This window comes from uncultured Fibrella sp., from assembly GCF_964250085.1.
Lineage (GTDB): Bacteria > Bacteroidota > Bacteroidia > Cytophagales > Spirosomataceae > Fibrella.
Window position 1 is genome coordinate 1,172,987 of the sequence record NZ_CAXUEC010000001.1, and the last position, 17,799, is coordinate 1,190,785.

16 protein-coding genes are annotated in these 17,799 nt (G+C 57.2%); 6 read left to right on the top strand and 10 right to left on the bottom strand.

The window, feature by feature from the left end; all coding sequences use genetic code 11:
- Positions 1-10: 10 nt before the first annotated feature.
- Both ACFE8Q_RS04680 and ACFE8Q_RS04685 read right to left on the bottom strand, forming a co-directional pair.
- A complete protein-coding gene (locus tag ACFE8Q_RS04680; RefSeq protein WP_375444193.1) occupies positions 11-3,196 on the bottom strand; it encodes a cyclic nucleotide-binding domain-containing protein in 3,186 nt (1,061 codons plus the stop codon).
- A gap of 38 nt (positions 3,197-3,234) precedes the next feature.
- Entirely contained in the window at positions 3,235-3,408 is a 174-nt protein-coding gene (locus ACFE8Q_RS04685) for a hypothetical protein (protein ID WP_375444194.1), read from the bottom strand.
- A 6-nt stretch (positions 3,409-3,414) separates the two neighbouring features.
- On the opposite strand from ACFE8Q_RS04685, the gene ACFE8Q_RS04690 reads away from it, so the two are divergent.
- The 5 genes from ACFE8Q_RS04690 (at position 3,415) to ACFE8Q_RS04710 (ending at position 7,792) form a co-directional block, all read left to right on the top strand.
- A complete protein-coding gene (locus tag ACFE8Q_RS04690; RefSeq protein ID WP_375444195.1) occupies positions 3,415-4,077 on the top strand; it encodes a hypothetical protein in 663 nt (220 codons plus the stop codon).
- Positions 4,078-4,176: 99 nt separating this feature from the next.
- Entirely contained in the window at positions 4,177-5,163 is a 987-nt protein-coding gene (locus ACFE8Q_RS04695) for a sensor histidine kinase (RefSeq protein WP_375444196.1), read from the top strand.
- A 45-nt stretch (positions 5,164-5,208) separates the two neighbouring features.
- On the top strand, positions 5,209-5,976 hold the full coding sequence (locus ACFE8Q_RS04700) for a LytR/AlgR family response regulator transcription factor (RefSeq protein WP_375444197.1): 768 nt from the start codon (positions 5,209-5,211) through the stop codon (positions 5,974-5,976).
- Positions 5,977-6,084: 108 nt separating this feature from the next.
- Positions 6,085-6,621, top strand: coding sequence for a hypothetical protein (locus tag ACFE8Q_RS04705; RefSeq protein WP_375444198.1), 537 nt, complete (start codon positions 6,085-6,087; stop codon positions 6,619-6,621).
- Between the two features lie 10 nt (positions 6,622-6,631).
- Complete coding sequence (locus tag ACFE8Q_RS04710) at positions 6,632-7,792, top strand: cytochrome-c peroxidase (RefSeq protein ID WP_375444199.1); 1,161 nt, start codon at positions 6,632-6,634, stop codon at positions 7,790-7,792.
- Positions 7,793-7,827: 35 nt separating this feature from the next.
- Here ACFE8Q_RS04710 and ACFE8Q_RS04715 read toward each other — a convergent pair whose 3' ends face one another.
- From ACFE8Q_RS04715 to ACFE8Q_RS04750, 8 genes are all read right to left on the bottom strand, one after another.
- Positions 7,828-8,871, bottom strand: a complete 1,044-nt coding sequence (locus ACFE8Q_RS04715; RefSeq protein WP_375444200.1) for a hemin-degrading factor — start codon at positions 8,869-8,871, stop codon at positions 7,828-7,830.
- A gap of 14 nt (positions 8,872-8,885) precedes the next feature.
- The gene (locus tag ACFE8Q_RS04720; protein ID WP_375444201.1) at positions 8,886-9,683 is read right to left on the bottom strand and encodes a heme ABC transporter ATP-binding protein; all 798 of its coding nucleotides are present in this window, start codon (positions 9,681-9,683) and stop codon (positions 8,886-8,888) included.
- A gap of 3 nt (positions 9,684-9,686) precedes the next feature.
- Positions 9,687-10,775 (bottom strand): FecCD family ABC transporter permease, encoded by a 1,089-nt coding sequence (locus ACFE8Q_RS04725; RefSeq protein WP_375444202.1) that lies wholly within the window; start codon positions 10,773-10,775, stop codon positions 9,687-9,689.
- A 2-nt stretch (positions 10,776-10,777) separates the two neighbouring features.
- On the bottom strand, positions 10,778-11,614 hold the full coding sequence (locus ACFE8Q_RS04730; protein ID WP_375444203.1) for a hemin ABC transporter substrate-binding protein: 837 nt from the start codon (positions 11,612-11,614) through the stop codon (positions 10,778-10,780).
- 145 nt (positions 11,615-11,759) lie between these two features.
- A complete protein-coding gene (locus ACFE8Q_RS04735; protein ID WP_375444204.1) occupies positions 11,760-12,110 on the bottom strand; it encodes a hypothetical protein in 351 nt (116 codons plus the stop codon).
- A 5-nt stretch (positions 12,111-12,115) separates the two neighbouring features.
- Entirely contained in the window at positions 12,116-12,454 is a 339-nt protein-coding gene (locus ACFE8Q_RS04740) for a DUF6686 family protein (RefSeq protein WP_375444205.1), read from the bottom strand.
- Between the two features lie 145 nt (positions 12,455-12,599).
- Positions 12,600-13,232: an HmuY family protein gene (locus tag ACFE8Q_RS04745; RefSeq protein WP_375444206.1), complete on the bottom strand. Its 633-nt coding sequence runs from the start codon at positions 13,230-13,232 to the stop codon at positions 12,600-12,602.
- 28 nt (positions 13,233-13,260) lie between these two features.
- A complete protein-coding gene (locus tag ACFE8Q_RS04750; RefSeq protein ID WP_375444207.1) occupies positions 13,261-15,330 on the bottom strand; it encodes a TonB-dependent receptor plug domain-containing protein in 2,070 nt (689 codons plus the stop codon).
- A gap of 257 nt (positions 15,331-15,587) precedes the next feature.
- On the opposite strand from ACFE8Q_RS04750, the gene ACFE8Q_RS04755 reads away from it, so the two are divergent.
- A complete protein-coding gene (locus tag ACFE8Q_RS04755) occupies positions 15,588-17,798 on the top strand; it encodes a sensor histidine kinase (protein ID WP_375444208.1) in 2,211 nt (736 codons plus the stop codon).
- Position 17,799 lies beyond the last annotated feature (1 nt).

A 17,799-nucleotide genomic window follows, 5' to 3' on the forward strand; every position in this document is an offset into this window, starting at 1 on the left:
CCGCACCCTATTAACTCCTGGCCAGACCCTGATTCAGCGTACGGATGCGGCGGCTCAGTAGGCGGATGATGTTGCGCAATAGTTCGTCGCGTTCTTCCATCAGGTCGTAGAAATCGTCCTGATCGATGCGGAACAGCAGCACGTCGCCGTGGGCGATTACGGTAGCCGAACGAGGCTCGGCGTCGAGCAGGGCTAGCTCGCCGAAGACATCTCCTTTGTGCATTTCGGCCAGTGCCTGCTGCCCATCGTAAATGCCCACTTGCCCATCGTGAATAATAAACAGGCTGGTGCCGAGATCGCCTTTCCGCACAATTGCCTGCCCGTCAGAAAACGACACCTCTTTCATGATCGGGGCAATGCTGCCAAGCACGTTGGCGGGGGTGTCGGCAAAGAGGCTGGTACTTTTCAGTAGAAAAACCCGCTCAATGGTTGAAGTCGATGCTGTGGTGGTGTTGTGATGCATACTGGGTGACGGGTCTGTGTCGGAAAGCATATCGTCGGCACTCAGGCAGAGCACCGTCCATTCGGTAAACGTAGTGTGCCCGGTCTGGCGAATGTAGGATTGAATGGCCGTTTCGGTTGCGGGTAGCTGAACGTGGGGTTTTAGCAGAGCAAGTCGGTCGGGGAGGGGCAAGGCCGTGTCGGAAATGGCCAGTAGCCCGGCGTACACAGCGCGTGAGTGGCTCGCCGTTGTGTTGGAGCCTGTCATGTTTTCGAGCAGTTCGAGCGAATTGGCGCGGCGTTCGGCCGTTTGGTGCGTCAGGCTCTGGCGTACGTTCCGAACGGTTTCGCGGTCATATAGGCCCATCAGCAGCAACAGAATCCGGTCGGTTACGACGGTCAATTCGTAGTCGAGGGCATCGGCCAGCCGGGGCGACAGGCTTTCGGTTTTTCCGTGCAGCAGGCGGTAGGTCAGGGCCAGTTCGTCGGTAAGCAGTTGGCTATACAGGTCGTTGTCGCGCTCTGTGGGTGAGAACGTGTTCAGGGCATCGAGCAGCGCGCCACGCTGGGTTGGCAGGGCGTTGGCTAGTTGATCGAGCAGCCAGGTACGTGCCGGTTCGGTCGCTATTTTTCCCGCAACGGTTGCCGTCCGTTTCACCAGCAACGCCTGCCCCAATAAAGAGTCAATAGCCGGTAACAACGGCAGGGCTTCATCGCCGAGCGCAATCAGGCTTTCCACGGCTGTCCGGCCATACCGTCGGTGCGGCAGGAACGCGACGAGCTGACGCCGCATGGCCGGGTCTGGCTGCCAGGCGGCAACGCGCAAAGCCGCTTCCACCACCGCCGGGTCTGCTCCGTGTAAACTAGCGGCCACAAACTGGGCCTGATCCGGCATCAGGTTGCCCTCGCTGCCAAGCGCAGCCAGACAAGCCAGCGCCGCCACCCGACGACCGGGATTATCGGATGCGGCCAGTTCAGTCAGGCTGGCCAGCGCGTTTTTATCCTGAAGGTTGGTGCGCAGATGACCGATAATGGCTCCTTCGCGGGCGGGCATGTCGGCTGTACTCAACAGCAGGCGGGCCACATCGAGCGATCGGGGCGGCATAAGCGATGCGTAGCCCGATGCCGTGCGGGTGAGTTGCTCGGCGGCCTCGTGGCGCACGGTGGCGTCGGGGTCGTGTTGCGCCAGATCGCCCAGGGTAGTCAGCAGTGCCGGTACATGCAGTGGGTCGGTCAGGGTTAGTGCCCGTTGCCGAACCACGGCTTCGGGATGACGCAGCAGCGCCTGGGTACGTTGCTGAAGGGCATCGGCCGGGAGCGCATGGGCAAATTCGAGGGCGTTAATCACGTCGACCGGGTTGTTGCTGTCCAGTGCCTGTTCAACAAAAGTGGCCGCGGTGCCGCGCAGGGTTACCTCGTCGGGGGCGATAAACCGGCGGCTGAGGGCATCCTGCAAGGTGTTTACATAATGCCGGTAGGTACGTTGCACAAAGACGAACAGCAGCGCGCTCAACACGAAACCCGCCAGTAGCAGCCACTGATACGACGATTCGCCGATGGTATACACCAGCCAAAGCGCCACCCCGGCCAAAGCAATGCCTATTGGTTCGTAGAGCCCCTTCGCCAGGGTATGCCCTTTGAGCCGTTGTTGGGGCGGAAGTGGCTGAAACAGAACCAGTAGCACCGGGTCGAAAATAGCGCGGCGGACCACTTCAAACGAGATATACAGCAGGCTGAAGTAAAGAAGCTGCGCCGTTTCGCTGGTTGGTCGCCAGGCAATCAGACCGTAGGCCGCAAAGCCTACGGCCGCCAGCACGGGCAACCCGCCAAGGGTGGGCATGATGCCGAACTGATCGAGCACGCGCCGCGAAAACAGGGCTTTCACGCCCATGGCCAGCAGGTACGTTACCCCCAGCACTTCGCCCAGCGCGTGCATCACCTCGCCCTGATCGTGGAATTTATGCTTTACGTTGATGAAAAATTCGTATTCGATACCCGCCGCGATCATCGCCACCGGAACCAGCGTCAGGCAAACGGCCGAGATCAGGTCGCTACCGCCAAACAACTGCTCGACCCACGGGCGGGTGGTGCGCCGGTTTGACCGCACGGGGCGCGACGTGGCTTCGATGTTGTGCAGCCGGATGCTTCGGTTGGTGATAACCAGGGCTACTCCGTAACAGGCAAACGCCAGCAGCAGCAGCCACACCAGCGGCCCGTGACCGTGAATCAGGGCGGCCAGCAGTGCGCCGAGGGCTTTAGCGGGCATGTCGCCCGAACTGATAACGCCAAATAAGCGCTTGCTTTGTCGTACATCGAATACCAGCGCCGATACCGCCCAGAACTCCAGGTTGGTGAGCAGGTAGATGATCCGGTAACCCACCATGATGGTGATGGCGGCGGCTACTGAATGGCCAAACACAACGAACCCCGCAATCACCGCCGTCAGCACAATCACCGACCACAGCACCCGCGTGGCTAGTTGCTGAAGCGCCAGGTGATGCTCGAAATGCGCGTAGATACGCCCCACCACAGCCATACCAACGCCCGAAGCCATGTAGGCAATCGGTAAGCTGGTTTCCGGGTGGTTTTCGAGCAAGAGCACGTTGGCCGCTACGTAGACCAGTACCGTGCCGATACCCAGCAAAAAGTTGTGCAGAAAAAACAAACGGACGATCTGCCCCTCATCGGCACGAATGCCGAGAGACCGATTGACCCGTTGTGCTGAACGTGAATTTGACGAACGCGTTTCGACCATAAAGCAAAGAAAACCAAATTCAGCCAACCATCGCTGCTTTACGCCCCGGCAAGTGGCGACTTAACGGTTCGGTAACAGATGTCCGGTTCGCCGGGCCGGGCCAACGGTTCGCCTCCGCAAGCCGACGGTTCACCCCCGAATCGCTTTACCCGCTTCCCGTTTGTGCCCAGTTTTGTTCCGTCAACGGCAACAAAGTCGTTGGCGACAGGCAAGACAACATGAAAAAGTTAGCGTTCACCCTCATTGCCGGACTGGCATTTGGCACGTCGACAATGGCGCAGCAACGGGCTGATTTCCCGTACTCCAACCGCTTTAGCTTCGGCACCGGTATTAGTCAACTACTGCTGGGCGGCTTCAATGTGCAGGCCGAGTATACTACCAGGCGCATGGTATTTGATTACTCGCACGGTTTCAACATCAACCTGTCGGGGCAGACGGCCTCGCTACTGGCGCAGGACCAGAAACTCAACGAAAAGCTGGTATCGACCCTGGGTGTTGGCATCGGTTACCGCCTCACACCCGGCTTAGATATTCGCTTTGAGCCTAAACTGCATCAGTATGACGTGAATTACAACGGACAGACCGAAGCGGGAAATGCGCTGTTGACGACCTACAAAACCGTCACGCTCGGTCTGGGAGCCTATTATCGGTATTATCCGTTTCGGAAACAGAACAACGCGCTGGCGGGCATTCTGATCTTGCCGAGCCTCCGCTTCTGGCCAAACGTCTGGAGTTCGCTGGACGACAACAAGCTGACGTATAGCAACAAGGCAACGAACCGGACGGAAACCTACAAAGCCGCATCGCAGGGCTTTCCGGGCACTGGCGGGCTGCTGGCAAACGTCACCATCGGCTATACCTTTGGCTTCCGCAGAAACTGATTTATCCTCTCGAAACCAGTATCTTTCCTGCCATCCCGATCCGGCTTTTCCCAAAGCGAACCAATGGAAGCACCGTTGTATACCCTACATGATCGCAAGATGCGCCTAATTGGCATGCCGCTTCTGAGCCTTGTGATTCCAGCCATTCAGCACTTCAGCGACTTCCGGCAACTGAACGCTGCGTATGGCATGTATGTAGTCATAGCCATCTGCACAACGGTGTCGTTATGGGAAGGTAACCGCTTTATTATTAAGCGGATGCGTTGCCGGTTTCCGGCCTATAACCAGACTACCCGGCGGCTGCTGAGCGAAGCCGCGCTGGGGTTGCTGTTCACTTTCGTGGCTACGTACCTGCTCGATCAGGTGCTGTGCAAACTTATTTTTCACAATGAAGGCCTGTTCGTGGGGTTCCGCATGAGCCTGATTCCCACGCTGCTGGTGTACCTGGTATATGAGGCGATTTACTTTTTCGAGGCCTGGAAACTGAATGTCCGCAAGACCGAATCGCTGGCGCGCGAAAGTGTACAGTCGCAACTGGCGGTGTTGAAAAATCAGCTCGATCCACATTTTCTCTTCAACAGTATGAATACGCTCGCCGCTCTGATCGACGACGAGAACATCGACGCCCAGCAGTACCTCGAACGGTTGTCTGATGTGTACCGCTACGTGTTGGTAAGCCGGACTAAAAATACAGTATTGCTCGAAGAAGAAATCGCTTTTGTCGATGCGTATGTGTACCTCAACAAGATTCGATTCCGGGATAACTTACAGGTAGACAAGCAGCTATCGCCCGAAGCCTACGGGCAGTACGTGACGCCGCTGAGTTTGCAGATGCTCATCGAGAATGCCATCAAACACAACGTCGTTTCAAAAGAGAGCCCCCTGACGATCCGTATTCAGCAGGAGGGCGACCAACTGGTTGTGGCGAATAATATTCAGGAAAAGACGATCCTGGAGAAGTCGACGCGGGTGGGGTTGCAGAACATCATCAACCGCTACAGCCTGCTCACCGACCGGCAGGTGGAAGTTGTTCGGCAGGGTGGACTGTTCACCGTGAAAATTCCGCTGCTCGCCCAGCTTGCCTAATGGCCTTCATCAACGTACCTGCGTTCGTCCCGTTTTTCGCCAGCTATGAAAGCGTTACTCATTGAAGACGAATACCCTGCCGCCGAGCGGCTTGAAAAGCTCATCCGCAAACTCGATCCCCGCGTCGAGATTGTTGGTGTACTCGAAAGCGTGGAGGCGGCCAGGCGATGGTTTGCTACGGGCCAGCCGGTCGATCTGATCTTTTCGGATATTCAGCTTTCCGATGGGTTGAGCTTTCAGATTTTCGACGCGTTTCCCGCCCATAGCCCGATCATTTTTACGACTTCCTACGATGAGTATGCCATCAAGGCGTTCCGGGTGAAAAGCATCGACTACCTGTTGAAACCCATTAAACTACCCGAACTGGCCGAGGCGATCAGGAAATACGAAGCTTTGAAACAGACGTTTTCGCCGCAGGCCTACGCGCAGAAAGTAGAGTCGTTGCTGGATAGTCTGGCGATCAGTCGGCGGGCGCACAAAACGCGATTTCTGGTTAAACAGGGTGAGCAACTTATTCCCATTGCTCAGGATCAGGTAGCCTATTTCTACGCGGCCAACGAACTCGCCTGCCTGGTTAGCCGCGACGGTCGGCAGTACCTGATCGACTACACGCTGGAGGAACTGGAAGCCGTGGTTGACCCGCTCCAGTTTTTTCGGCTCAACCGGCAGTTCATTGCTCAGGTTACGGCCATTCAGAAAATACACACTTATTTCAACGGAAAGCTTAAAGTCGAACTCCGGCCCGAAACGGCGCAGGAGGTGCTGGTAAGCCGCGACAAAGCCCCCTCGTTCAAAGCCTGGTTAGACGGCTAGCCAATCGGCTCAGCGTCTGTTCACAACGTGTCATCTACCTACCAATGCTCCACAAGCCGTAAACGGCTTGTTCAGGGCTTTTTGTGTCAGTCTCAACCGAATTATATCATGAAAACGATCCTGTTTTTCCTGTTCCTCGTGGCTATCACTGAGCCAATAGTGGCGCAGCAACCGCTCCGGTACACCGTTTGGGCCGATGGTCTGGTTAATCCGCAACTGGCTAAATCCAGTTTTTACCTGCTCGGAACGGGGCTGCGGGCCGAGGTGAGCCGACCCGTTCGCCATAGTCCGAACGCGTGGTTTGCGCAGATCGGCTATGCCCATTTTTTTCAGAAACCGACCAGCGCGTTTACGGCCAGCATCGGCCTGGTGAACATCGGTTATCGCTACCAATCGCGGAAGGCGTTCTTCGCTTCGGCGGGCGTGGGTGCCCAATACTGGAGCGAACGGATGCGTCTTCGTTTTCCCGATTACGCCATCGACGAAACGTTGAACAGCCTCATTCCCAGCGCCATCGTCGGGTTTGGCTTTCGCCTGAATCAACGTACCCAGCTTGGGATTGAGTACCGTGGGCTGTTCAAACCAGAAAACGGCGCTGTGGTCCTGACCAATAATGTGGGGCTTTCTGTTGGCTATACCCTTTAATCTAATCGCAATGAACCTGCTCAAAACCATCGCTTTACTGGCCGGTGTCGCGGTGTACGGCCTGACGATCTACGCCTGCCAGCCTACGGAGCTGACCGTAGACATTGAACAGAATTTTGCCGCCCTGCCCCAAACCGTACTCGACCCCGCCGACAATCCGCGAACCCCCGGAAAGGTAGCCCTTGGCAAGATGCTGTTCTACGACCCGGTGTTATCGGGAAACAAAGACGTAGCCTGTGCCACCTGCCACCACCCGAATTTTGGCTATACCGATGGCCTCGACCTTCCCATTGGCGTTGGTGGAGAAGGGCTTGGCCCGAACCGGCATTTCAGCGCGGGGCAAACCACTCCACGCACCAAACGCAACACACCGACGCTGCTGAACGTGGCCTTTAATGGTATGAATACCCGTGGCCAGTACGACCCCGCCACCGCGCCGATGTTCTTCGATCTGCGGGCCCGGTCGCTCGAATCGCAGTCGCTGATGCCCATCACCACGTTTGAAGAAATGCGGGGACATGTGTTCACAGAGGCATCGGCTATCGACAGCGTACTGGCCCGACTACGGGCCATTCCGGCCTACCGAACTTCGTTCACAACGGTGTTTGGTGGGTCGGCGGCGATCTCAGCCCAGACGCTTGGGAAAGCACTGGCGGCCTATGAACGAACGCTGCTGGCCAACAACGCGCCGATCGATCGTTACCTGCGGGGCGACCGGGCTGCAATGACCCCGGCTCAGAAACGGGGCATGGTGCTGTTTGTGCAAAACGGCTGCAACACCTGTCATAACGGGCCGATGTTCAGCGATTACAAAACGCACGTGCTGGGCGTAGCCGATAACGACAAACTGGGTTACACCGATACAGGCAGCAACGGCGCGTATGCTTTCCGAACGCCAAGCCTGCGGAATAGCGCACTTACTGCACCCTACATGCATAATGGCAAGCAACAATCATTGGCCGATGTGCTGGTGTTTTATGACGTCGTGAAAGACGGCACGCAACTGAACAGCAACGTACCTGTTGCCCGACTCGACTCCCTGTTGCGGCCCCGTGTAACCCGAAGCAATGACCTGATCGAGTTTCTCCATGCTCTCACCGACACCACCTTCGACAAATCGATACCCGCCAGCGTACCCAGTGGGTTACCGGTGGGCGGTACAATTCAGTGAGCAACTGCCCGCCCAGCCCAGGTACGTTGCCGGGGTCAAACGCCGGTTAGACTGGCAGCCAGGGCATCGGCTACGGCGACTCGCCAGGTATCGAGTTCTGGTTTGCCAGGTTTCCGTTCGCCGAAAACCAACGCTACATTCTGGCCGGTTTTATCGAACAGTTCCAGCGCCGTTACGATGCCGTCGGCGGTGGGTTTTTTCGTGAGCCAGACCTGATCGACCAGCGTTTCGTTGAGGTGCAGGTTAAACGCCGGGTCGAGCACGTTGTACCACGGCCCCATCTGCACCAGTTTCTTCACCGACCCGGTATGAATCTGGATACAACCCGGATTAGACACGAAGACCATGATCGACACATCGCGGTCGGCGGCATTGGCAAAAACCTGTTTCAGTATGTCCATCGACAGCAATTGCGCGTGCCCTTCGGGAGCCAATCGTAACCCCTGCTGCCGACCAACGCTGTACTGGCGGAGCAGTCCGAAAAATTCGTGCGTGTCCTGCATGGCCAGCCAGCTTGACTGAAAACCAGGTACGTCGATGGCTGCATCCGGTTTGTCGGCCACTTTCTCGTCGGAAGGTGCGATGAGCAAACGGTCAGATTGATCGTCTGACCGGAAAGCGGCCACCAGGTTTTCGTAGGCTGCCAGATTTGACTGGTCGGTGAGGTAAATCTTGTGGATGGCTTCGCCCTGCGCATCGAAAAACTGGAGGCTTCGGCGGTCGTTTTCATTGACGGCGAATCCCCACTGCCAGCGATGCATGAACAGCCGCAGGTCGATATCAGGACCAAGTACCAGACCAACATGGTTATTGAACGATACCTTTTCGTACACGCCTTTGCGTTCGTGAACCAGCACATCGTTGCGGGTCAGGGCCATCACGTACCCAAGCGACGATACCTGTTTAAGCAGCTCACGAAAGTCACCCGCCAGCCGGACAACGGTTTGGCCAACACCCGTAACGAGTAGTTCGGTCTCGCTGACGCCCAGTTGTTTAGCGGCGTCGCGGATGCGTGATTTGGGGTTTTGCCGGCGAAAATCAGCCCAGCGCGTTTTGAGAGAAAGCGTGTCGGTAGTCATTAGGGAAGTAGTTTTTACTGGCTAAAAGCCGATTGGAAGTTGGGAACAGGAACAATCAGGGGGCATTGGTGGCAGGGGTTGTCGACCAACTGAACCGGCAGACCAAATACCCGTTCAATGATGGGAGCGGTGAGCACCTCGCGCGGGTTGCCGTACGCTTCCCGGCGGCCCGATTTGAGCATCAGCATGTTGTCGGCATATTGAGCGGCCATGTTCAGATCGTGCAGCACCGCCACCACCGCATAACCCCGCCGGGCCATTTGCCGGGCCACGTCGAGGAGGTGGTGCTGGTGCAGCAGGTCGAGGCCCGTGGTGGGCTCATCCAGTAAAAGCAGGCCGTCAGGTACATTCCAGACCTGGGCCAGCACCCGCGCCAGTTGAACGCGCTGCTGTTCGCCGCCCGACAACGTAGACACGATCCGGGAACTGAAACTGCGCATGCCCACGGTGTCCAGGGCAGCCTCGGCAATGGCGTAGTCTGCCGCGGCCGGGTGCGCGCCGTAGTGCGGGTAGCGGCCCATCAGCACCAGCTCGTCTACCCGAAACGGAAAGGTCAGCGTATTCTGCTGGTGAAGCACACCCCGAAACAGGGCCAGTTGCTTCCCCGTGTAGTCATGCACCGACTTGCCCAGCACCGTGATCGAGCCGGAAACGGGTTCCAGTTCGCGGGCACAGAGCTTGAGTAGAGTCGACTTGCCCGCCCCATTTGGGCCAACAATGGCGAGCAGTTCGCCCGCCCGCGCCTGGAAAGAAAGGGCGTTCAGCAGCGTTCGGTCCCCAATTCGGTACGACACCTGGTTGGCTTGCAGCATGGCTTAGGTTGTTTTTCGTTCGTTGATAAGCATCCACAGAAAAACGGGCGTTCCCAGCAGGGCCGTCAGAATACCGATGGGCAGTTCGGCGGGGGCCACGATGGTACGGGCCAGGGCGTCGGCGGCGGTTAGCACAATGGCGCCGCCAAGGGCCGAGCCCACTAGCAAACGCCGATGGTCGGAGCCCGCCACCAGCCGAATCAGGTGCGGAATGACCAGCCCAACAAACCCGATGATGCCCGCCACCGCTACCGACGTACCCACGGCCAGCGTTGCCAGCACAATGACCCGGCGTTTCAGCCCCGTTATGTTCACGCCCAGCATGGCGGCCTGACTTTCGCCAAGCGCCAGCAGATTCAACGATTTCGCCAGTCGCGGCAGGCCCAGCAGCACCACGATGGTGAACGGGAGTATTGTCAGAACGGTGGTCCAACTGGCTCCGCCCAGACTGCCCAGCGCCCAGAACGTGACCGTCCGCAGTTGCTCATCGGTAGCCAGGTACGTTAGCAGGCCCGTTAGGGCACCCGCCAGCGAGTTGATGGCAATGCCCGCCAGCAACATCGTTGTCACCACCGACCGGCCCGCCACCCGCGCCAGCCTATACACGAGCAGGGTTGTGCCGCAGGCTCCGGCAAAAGCAACGAGCGACAGCGCGTAATAACCCAGCAAGCCGGAAAGCTTCTGAAACAGGGTCACTTCCAGCACGATCATTGCCACTGCCGCCAGCGAAGCCCCCGACGAAATACCGATCAGGCCGGGGTCGGCCAGCGGATTGCGAAACAGGCCCTGCATAGCTGCTCCAGCTACCGCCAGCCCCGCCCCGATGAGCAAACCCAGGGACACACGCGGCAGCCGAATGGTGGTCAGGATAACGGTTTTCGTTTCATCAACGGCACCGGTCAGGCCCAGCGAATGGCCCAGGATCGCCAGCACGTCGGCGGGCGAAATGGCCACCGCGCCCACGCCAACGGAGAGTAGCATGGTTACGATCAGGCCAACTGTCAGCGCGGGCATCAGCCAGGGGCGCTGGTGCGTCACCGTGAAGTTGATTGGCTTGGTTACCGATGGCGCAGCGAGCGTGTTGGTTTCCATGATTAGAGGGTGCCGACAGGACCAATTTTACGGGCCAGTTCGCCGAGGGCTTTCCCCAGCCGGGGTGTGAATCCGGTTAGCAGGTGGCCGTCTATGGTGACGAATCGCTTGTTTTTACCGGCGTTGGTCTGTGCGATGCCAGGTACGTTCAGCAGGCCATTGTCGCCGCCGAGGCTTTCAAGCCCGCTATCAAAAAGCAGAATAATGTCGGGGTTAGCGGCCACCAGGGCTTCGGTTGTCAACGGTTTGAAGTCCTCGAACTGAGGCGTTGCATTCTGTCCACCCGCCAGGTCGATCATCTTTTCGACAGGGGTGCCACGGCCGGCTACGAACATCGTTCCGGCCCCACGCGCATAAATGAACAGTACTTTTGGCCGACCTGTGGCCTGCTGCACTTTTGCCAGATCACCCTCCAGCCGACGAATCACCGCGCGGGCTTTGCTTGGTACGCGACAGGTAGTGGCAATATCGGTGATGAGTTTTTTCGTGCCATCGACTGAAAATTCCTGTTTGAACGTAATCACCTGAACGCCCGCCGACCGCAGTTGGTCAAGGACGTCGGCTTTGGTGCCCGCTTTTTCGGTCGTCAGCACAAGTGTGGGTTTCTGGGCCAGTACGCCTTCGGCCGAGATGCTCCGGTTGTGGCCCACTTTAGGCAGCTTTTGCAGACTTTCCGGGTATGTACTGGTCACATCGACACCAACCAGCCGCGCCTGCAAGCCCAGGTCGCACAGGATTTCGCTTACTGTTCCGTCCAGCGAAACGATCCGGGGTGGGGTTTGCGCCCTGGCGATCCCGGTGGTGATCAGACAGAGAAAAAAGAGTTTTAAGTAGTTCATTGTCGTGCGTTTTGGCGTGTTTGAGCGTAATCTAATCGTGGTGTGTCAGGTGCTACTTTGGCAACGAGTGTAATCGCTACTGGTGGTGCGCTCACCTGTGGCGAGTGGCAACGAGTGTAATCGCTACTGGTGGTGTGCTCACATATCAATTCGGGGATAATCTGCCGTGTGTGAGTAGATCAAGGTCGAGTCGGAGGCAGGCGAGGCTGAGGCCGCGCGAAAGCTGGTCGCGTTCGCCTTCGGTCAGGTGCAGGCCGATTGCCTGGAAACCGGCGCGAACCAGCGTGTCGCGCACGTCGAGCAGACCAACTACGTAGCGACTGGCCGTTGCCATCGTGTCGAGCCGACGAATCAGCGCGTACAGATCGGTCAGGTTCAGTGCCATGGTGATATTTCGGAAGTACAGTTCGATCTCTCCGCAACAGCGGCATTGTGCCAGCAGCAAACCGGGTTCTTCGACCAGAATTTGGTGCGATAAATGAGCGTCAGGCTTCATAGCGATCAGTTCAGGCGTTGGCTCAAATCCAGAATTCGCTCGGCTTCCAACACGGGAGCCGCTTCGTTGAGCAGAGCGCAAAGGCTTGCCAGATCCTGTTCGGAAAACAGCAGAAAGTAGTTCGGCATGGGTGTGGGCAGCATAAACTCCTTGCCATGCGTGGTGTTGATCGGGCGCATCGCCAGCCGGTTGTGCATCATCTCGGCAAAGGCTTCGAACTGATCGAGCGTGAGGCAAAACAGCGAATTCTGAAAAGCCACGTTGATCGTGCGACAACCGACACACATACCGATGTACCCAAATTCGGTTTCGACAAAGGTTCTGAACTTATGGTTATGCTGCATAACGAAAGCGGTTAGCCGGGTGCCCGGTCAGCTAGAAACAGAGTTGATAATAACGTGAGTAATAAGTAGATGACTTGGGCTGGCTAGGTGGCTGGCGCGTCAGCAATACACTTGGCGCGAAGCCACACACGTAGCGTCAGTCGGGTCAGTTGAGTTTGGTAGAACCGTCGGGCTGGTATACGTACCTGAACGTGTAGAACCGGGACCGGCTGGTAGCGACAGGCGCGGCGGGTGCGTTTTCGTAGTAGCTCAGCACTTCCAGTTTGGCATACTTACCGTCGCCCGTCCGAATAACCAGCACTCGGCCCGGAATGGGCGTGACAATGTTCGTCGATGAGTTGTAGTTGTACCAGCCACTGCCTGAAACGGCCGGAATAGCCAGTCCCGACGTCTGGTCCTGCGCGAACGTGGCCGACGTGGGAACGGTCGTTAGCTGCTCGAACGTACCTGTATATACGTAAGCGCCGCCCTGCCCGCTCCGGATGGGTCCGCCGTTGATGATAACAGACGTTCCCCGGAAACCAATATCCCATTTGTTACTGGCCGAATCGGTGTTGGCCACGGTTTTGTTGTCACGCAGGTTATAGAATGTGTATTTGCCAGTGGTTCCCAGGGGTTGCCCTGTGGTTGGGTTTACGCCCGTGGTTGGGTCGGCGGGCAGGTTGGTCACCGTCTGCGCCTGAACGGGAACAACAGGTTGAGCGGCATCCTCTTTCTTACAGGCTATTGTGGTTGCTAACGAGGCGGTGATCAGTAGGACGTGATACGTGATTTTCATCGGAGTAAATCGGAATAAACAGGTTGAATTAAGTGGTTGTATTGACTTTACGTACCCAGTTCCAGCGGAGGCTGGCGTACCAGAGCCGCCCGGCGAGTGAGGGTATGAATTGTGGATCGGTGTAGCCCGTCACGTTATCGACACCCGCCTGGATGGTGAGGGTTTTGATGGTTTTAGACGCTGTGATGTGCCACGTAATGTACCTGGGTACGTATTCGCTGGCATCGTCGAGAATCAAGTTCCCGTTGGTATCCGCAAAGCCGTAACGACTCCGATACACGCCCCGTAACGAAGCCGATAGCCCCCGTTTGGGCAGTTCGTAGAAGAATTTCAGGTTAGCCATGTGCCGCGAGCGATTGAGCAAACCGCCATAATCGGCCAGTTGAACGCGTTCGGTAACCAGGGTAGTTGGGTTGCGTCGGAATACCTGTCCATTGCGAATAGTCTCGACTACGGCTTTGTCTTTGGCGTCCAGATACTGATAGCCGCTGCTAACCGTCAACAGCCCCGTTTGTAGCTTGAACCGATAGCTGCCATCTATTTCTGCGCCCTGCGTAAAGACCCGGCTCAGATTGGTGTAGCTGAACACGTTCTGTCCATTGTTTTTGCGGGCAACTACCTGCGTTTCAATCAAATCACGAATGTCGTTGCGAAACAGGTTGACCGACAGGCGAAGCGGCCGGTCGTATTTCTTCTGGAAATCAGCTACGGCTCCACTGTTTACGGCCACCGAACTTTCGGCCTTTATGCTGCCAAAGCGCGACGGGTCGAGCAGGATGTCGGCGATCTGCCCCTGTTGTTGCAGCCGGGCGATACCGGCTGCAACTTCCTGCGTACCGAATACACTGTAGCCCGCCACGGCATTGTCGAAATTGAGGTACAACTGCCGGAAATCGGGCGCTTTGAAGCCAACCCCCGCACTGCCCCGCAACGCCACCGTCTGACTCACTTCATACCGCGCCGATAGCTTCGGGCTAAGTTGAGCAGCGTATTGACTGTGCGCGTCAAACCGGCCCCCGGCAATGAGCGTAAACCGCTGCGTGGGCACCCACTCAAACTGGGCAAAGCCATAGCGGGTCGTAAACTGCTGCCGACCGGGATAGCGGGTGGCCTCCACGCTTTCGTCAATGAAGCCCGCGCCGACCGTGAGGAAATGGCGATTTTGCAGGGTTCGCTCCGTAACTACCTCGGCCCGGTTGAAGGTCTGCCGGAAATAGCTCTCGTCGTAGGCCTCGCGGGTATCCTGATAAGTCAGGCCGGTGGTGGTTTGGTAGCCGGTTCGGTAATAGCGATAGGTCAGCTTCCACTTATCGGATACCTGCTGCGTCAGCACCGGATTGACGGTGTATTCCCGAACCGTGCCAATGCCCGTCACCATGCGCTGGTCGGTCAGGCTGAAGGCGTTATCCTGTTGTTCGGTGAAAAAACGGCCCGATACGCTCAACTTCAGGCGCGACCCAAAGGCGGTGGTCAGCCGGCCGCTGAGCGTATGGTTCAGGAACGGCGACACCGTGTTGCCCGCTGTTTCGGGGTTCAGGTCGTAGCCACCCGACAGGTAGCGATTGCCAAACAGGTACAGCCCCGTTTTCCCCGCCCGAAGCGACACGTCGCCCGTCAGGTCACTCGTGCGATTGGCTCCGTAGCGTGCCGACAAACTGCCGCTTGTGCGCCCCGGATTATCGGTGATGATATTGACCACGCCCGCCAGCGCTTCAGATCCGTATAAACTGGACGACGGCCCCTTGACAATCTCGATCTGCTTGATATTTCCCACAGTCAGTCGGTTCAGGTCGAGCGTACCGGCCGTGCGGCCAACCAGTGGTTCGCCATCAACCAGGATCAGGGTGTAATCGGGGCCGAATCCCTGCACTTGCAGTCCTTGTCCGTGGTCATTTATAATGGCTAACCCCGTTTGCTCCCGTAGAATGTCGTTGAGTCGCAAACTGCCCGACTGCCGAATCTGAGGCTGGCCGATCACGGTGACCGGCATGGGAAGCGACCCTACCCGCCGTTCGGTACGCGTGGCTGTAATCACCACTGCATCAAGCTGTTTCGTCTGCGTTGAGTCAGGTGTTTGAGCAGGGAGCTGTTGTGCCAACAGGAAAAGTAAAGCCAGTAACATCGTTGAGCAGATCAGAAAGTCTGCTGCAAACGTATAGCTTGTTTATATTTAATCCAAATAAAAACAGGCGTTATGCAGATTATTTCTAAATAAGTCAATTCGTAGTGGGGTTCTCCTCCAGTTCGGCGTAGGCAGTTGATCGGGTGCTGGGGCGTTGGAAACGTACCTAAAAACGGGTGAACTTGTCGGTTTCAGCCGAAAGGCGTTTCTTTAGGTGTTTGAAACACGTTTTTATGTCCCGCTTAGCGCTTGTACTGATGGGCTGGCTGTGGGCCACGCTGGCAATGGGTCAGGTTGTTGTGGTTGATAGTTTGCCCGAAGCTGGTTTTCCCCTTACAGCCACCTGGACTTCCAGAGCGGGTAAAGCTGGCCCCATAAGCTGGGCCTTTCGGGCGGGCGATGATCCTGAATGGAGCCGCCCCAATCTGAACGACAGTGACTGGCAGCGCATTCAGCCAACCCGGCCTGTGGGTGACCTTCTGCCCCTGATGCCCGATGATAAAACAGGCTGGCTACGATTACGATTACGCGTAAAACCGGAACTAACCCAGCAGGGACTGATTCTTGCGTGGCGGCAAACGGCTGCTACTGAGTTATTTGTCAATGGAAAGCGGCTGCGGCAAACAGGTACGTTCCCTACAGACGGTAAGCCAGCCGAACCGACTCACTCGATCACCCAGCATAGCGTGCTAGTGCAGCCCGACCCGGCCGGGAATCTGGTGCTGGCCGTTCGCTTTGCCGTTATCGATGATGCGTATTGGGGAAGCTACCGGCCACCAGGGCGTTCATTATTCTGGGCACGGTTGCTGGACGGGAGCCAACCCGTAGTTGAACCGTTTGCCATTCGCTGGCAACGAATTATCGCGTCGTTCACCGCCGGGCTTTTCTTTATGCTAGCCCTGTTGCATGGCCTGTTCTTCGTTTACAATACCAACGACCGGGCCAACGGGGCTATGGCCCTGGCCTGTGCCGCGTTTACGGTGGCCTTCTCGTCGATCATGCTTGTGTTGGGCGTCGTTGACCTGTACGATACCTACGCGCATTGGTCGCTGCTGGGTACGTTGGCGTATCCGGTTGGCTACATAGCCCTGATGACCGCCATGTATACCATTTACGAAAAGCCATTCGGGATCGTCTACTTTTTGCTCGTAGCCAGTATGCTTGCCAGTGGGCTGATGGTGTTCATTCTGCCCGATACAGGTGCTAACTGGACGGAATTTGTACCCGCTCTGCTGGCTACCGCCGAATGCGGCCGGGTTACGCTACTGGGTCGGCGGCAGTGGGGGGGGGAGTTCATTTCGGCGGGTATGCTCAGTGCCCTGGTGTTGTTCTCGGTATTCAGTATCTATTCATTCGACGAACTGGCCTCGTTGCGGTTAATTTCCCTGTCGGATTTTGCCCAGCAACTGATCTATTACCTGGCAGTACTCTTCATACCCCTGTCGATCTCGCTCTACATTGCCCGTTCGTTTGTGTTTACGCAACGCCGGATGGCTGGTCAACTGCTTGAAGTTCAGCGGTTATCGAAGCAGTCGTTTGAGCAGGAAAAAGACCGGCAAACCATTCTGGCCCGGCAGAAAGAAACGCTGGAAAAGCAGGTTGTCGAGCGTACCGCCCAGTTGCAGGAGTCGCTGGACGAGCTACGGTCAACGCAGAATCAACTGGTTCAGAAAGAGAAAATGGCGAGCCTGGGTGAGCTGACGGCGGGCATCGCCCATGAGATCCAGAACCCCCTGAACTTCGTCAACAACTTCTCGGAGGTCTCCGTCGACCTGGTCACCGAACTGCTGGAAGAACGCCAGCGCCCGCCCGCCGAACGCGATGCGGACCTGGAAGAGGAACTGCTGAGTGACCTGAGCCAGAACCTGACCAAGATCAGCCACCACGGCCAGCGGGCTTCGGGCATCGTGCGCAACATGCTCCAGCACAGCCGCACCAGCACGGGCCAGCGCGAGCCCACGGATTTGAACGCGCTGGCCGACGAGTACCTGCGCTTGAGCTACCACGGCTTGCGGGCCAAAGACAAGAGCTTTAACGCCAACTTTCGCACCGAGCTGGATGCTGACCTGCCCCGGGTGAAGGTGGTGGCCCAGGACATTGGGCGGGTGCTGCTCAACCTCTTCAACAACGCCTTTTATGCCGTTCAGCAGCGGCATCAGCAGGGGGAAGCCAACTACCAGCCCACGGTAACGGTTGAAACAAAAGTGGTGGGCAAACGGGTCGAAATTCGGGTTCGGGATAATGGAGTAGGTATTCCCGAGGATGTACGGAGCAAGATTTTTCAGCCGTTTTTCACCACCAAACCGACGGGCTCCGGCACGGGCCTGGGTCTAAGTTTAAGCTATGACATTGTAACAAAGGGGCATGGGGGGACGCTCGATGTTGAATCGGAAGCTGGTCAGTTTACCGAGTTTCGTATTACCTTGCCTATACAGGTTGCCTAAG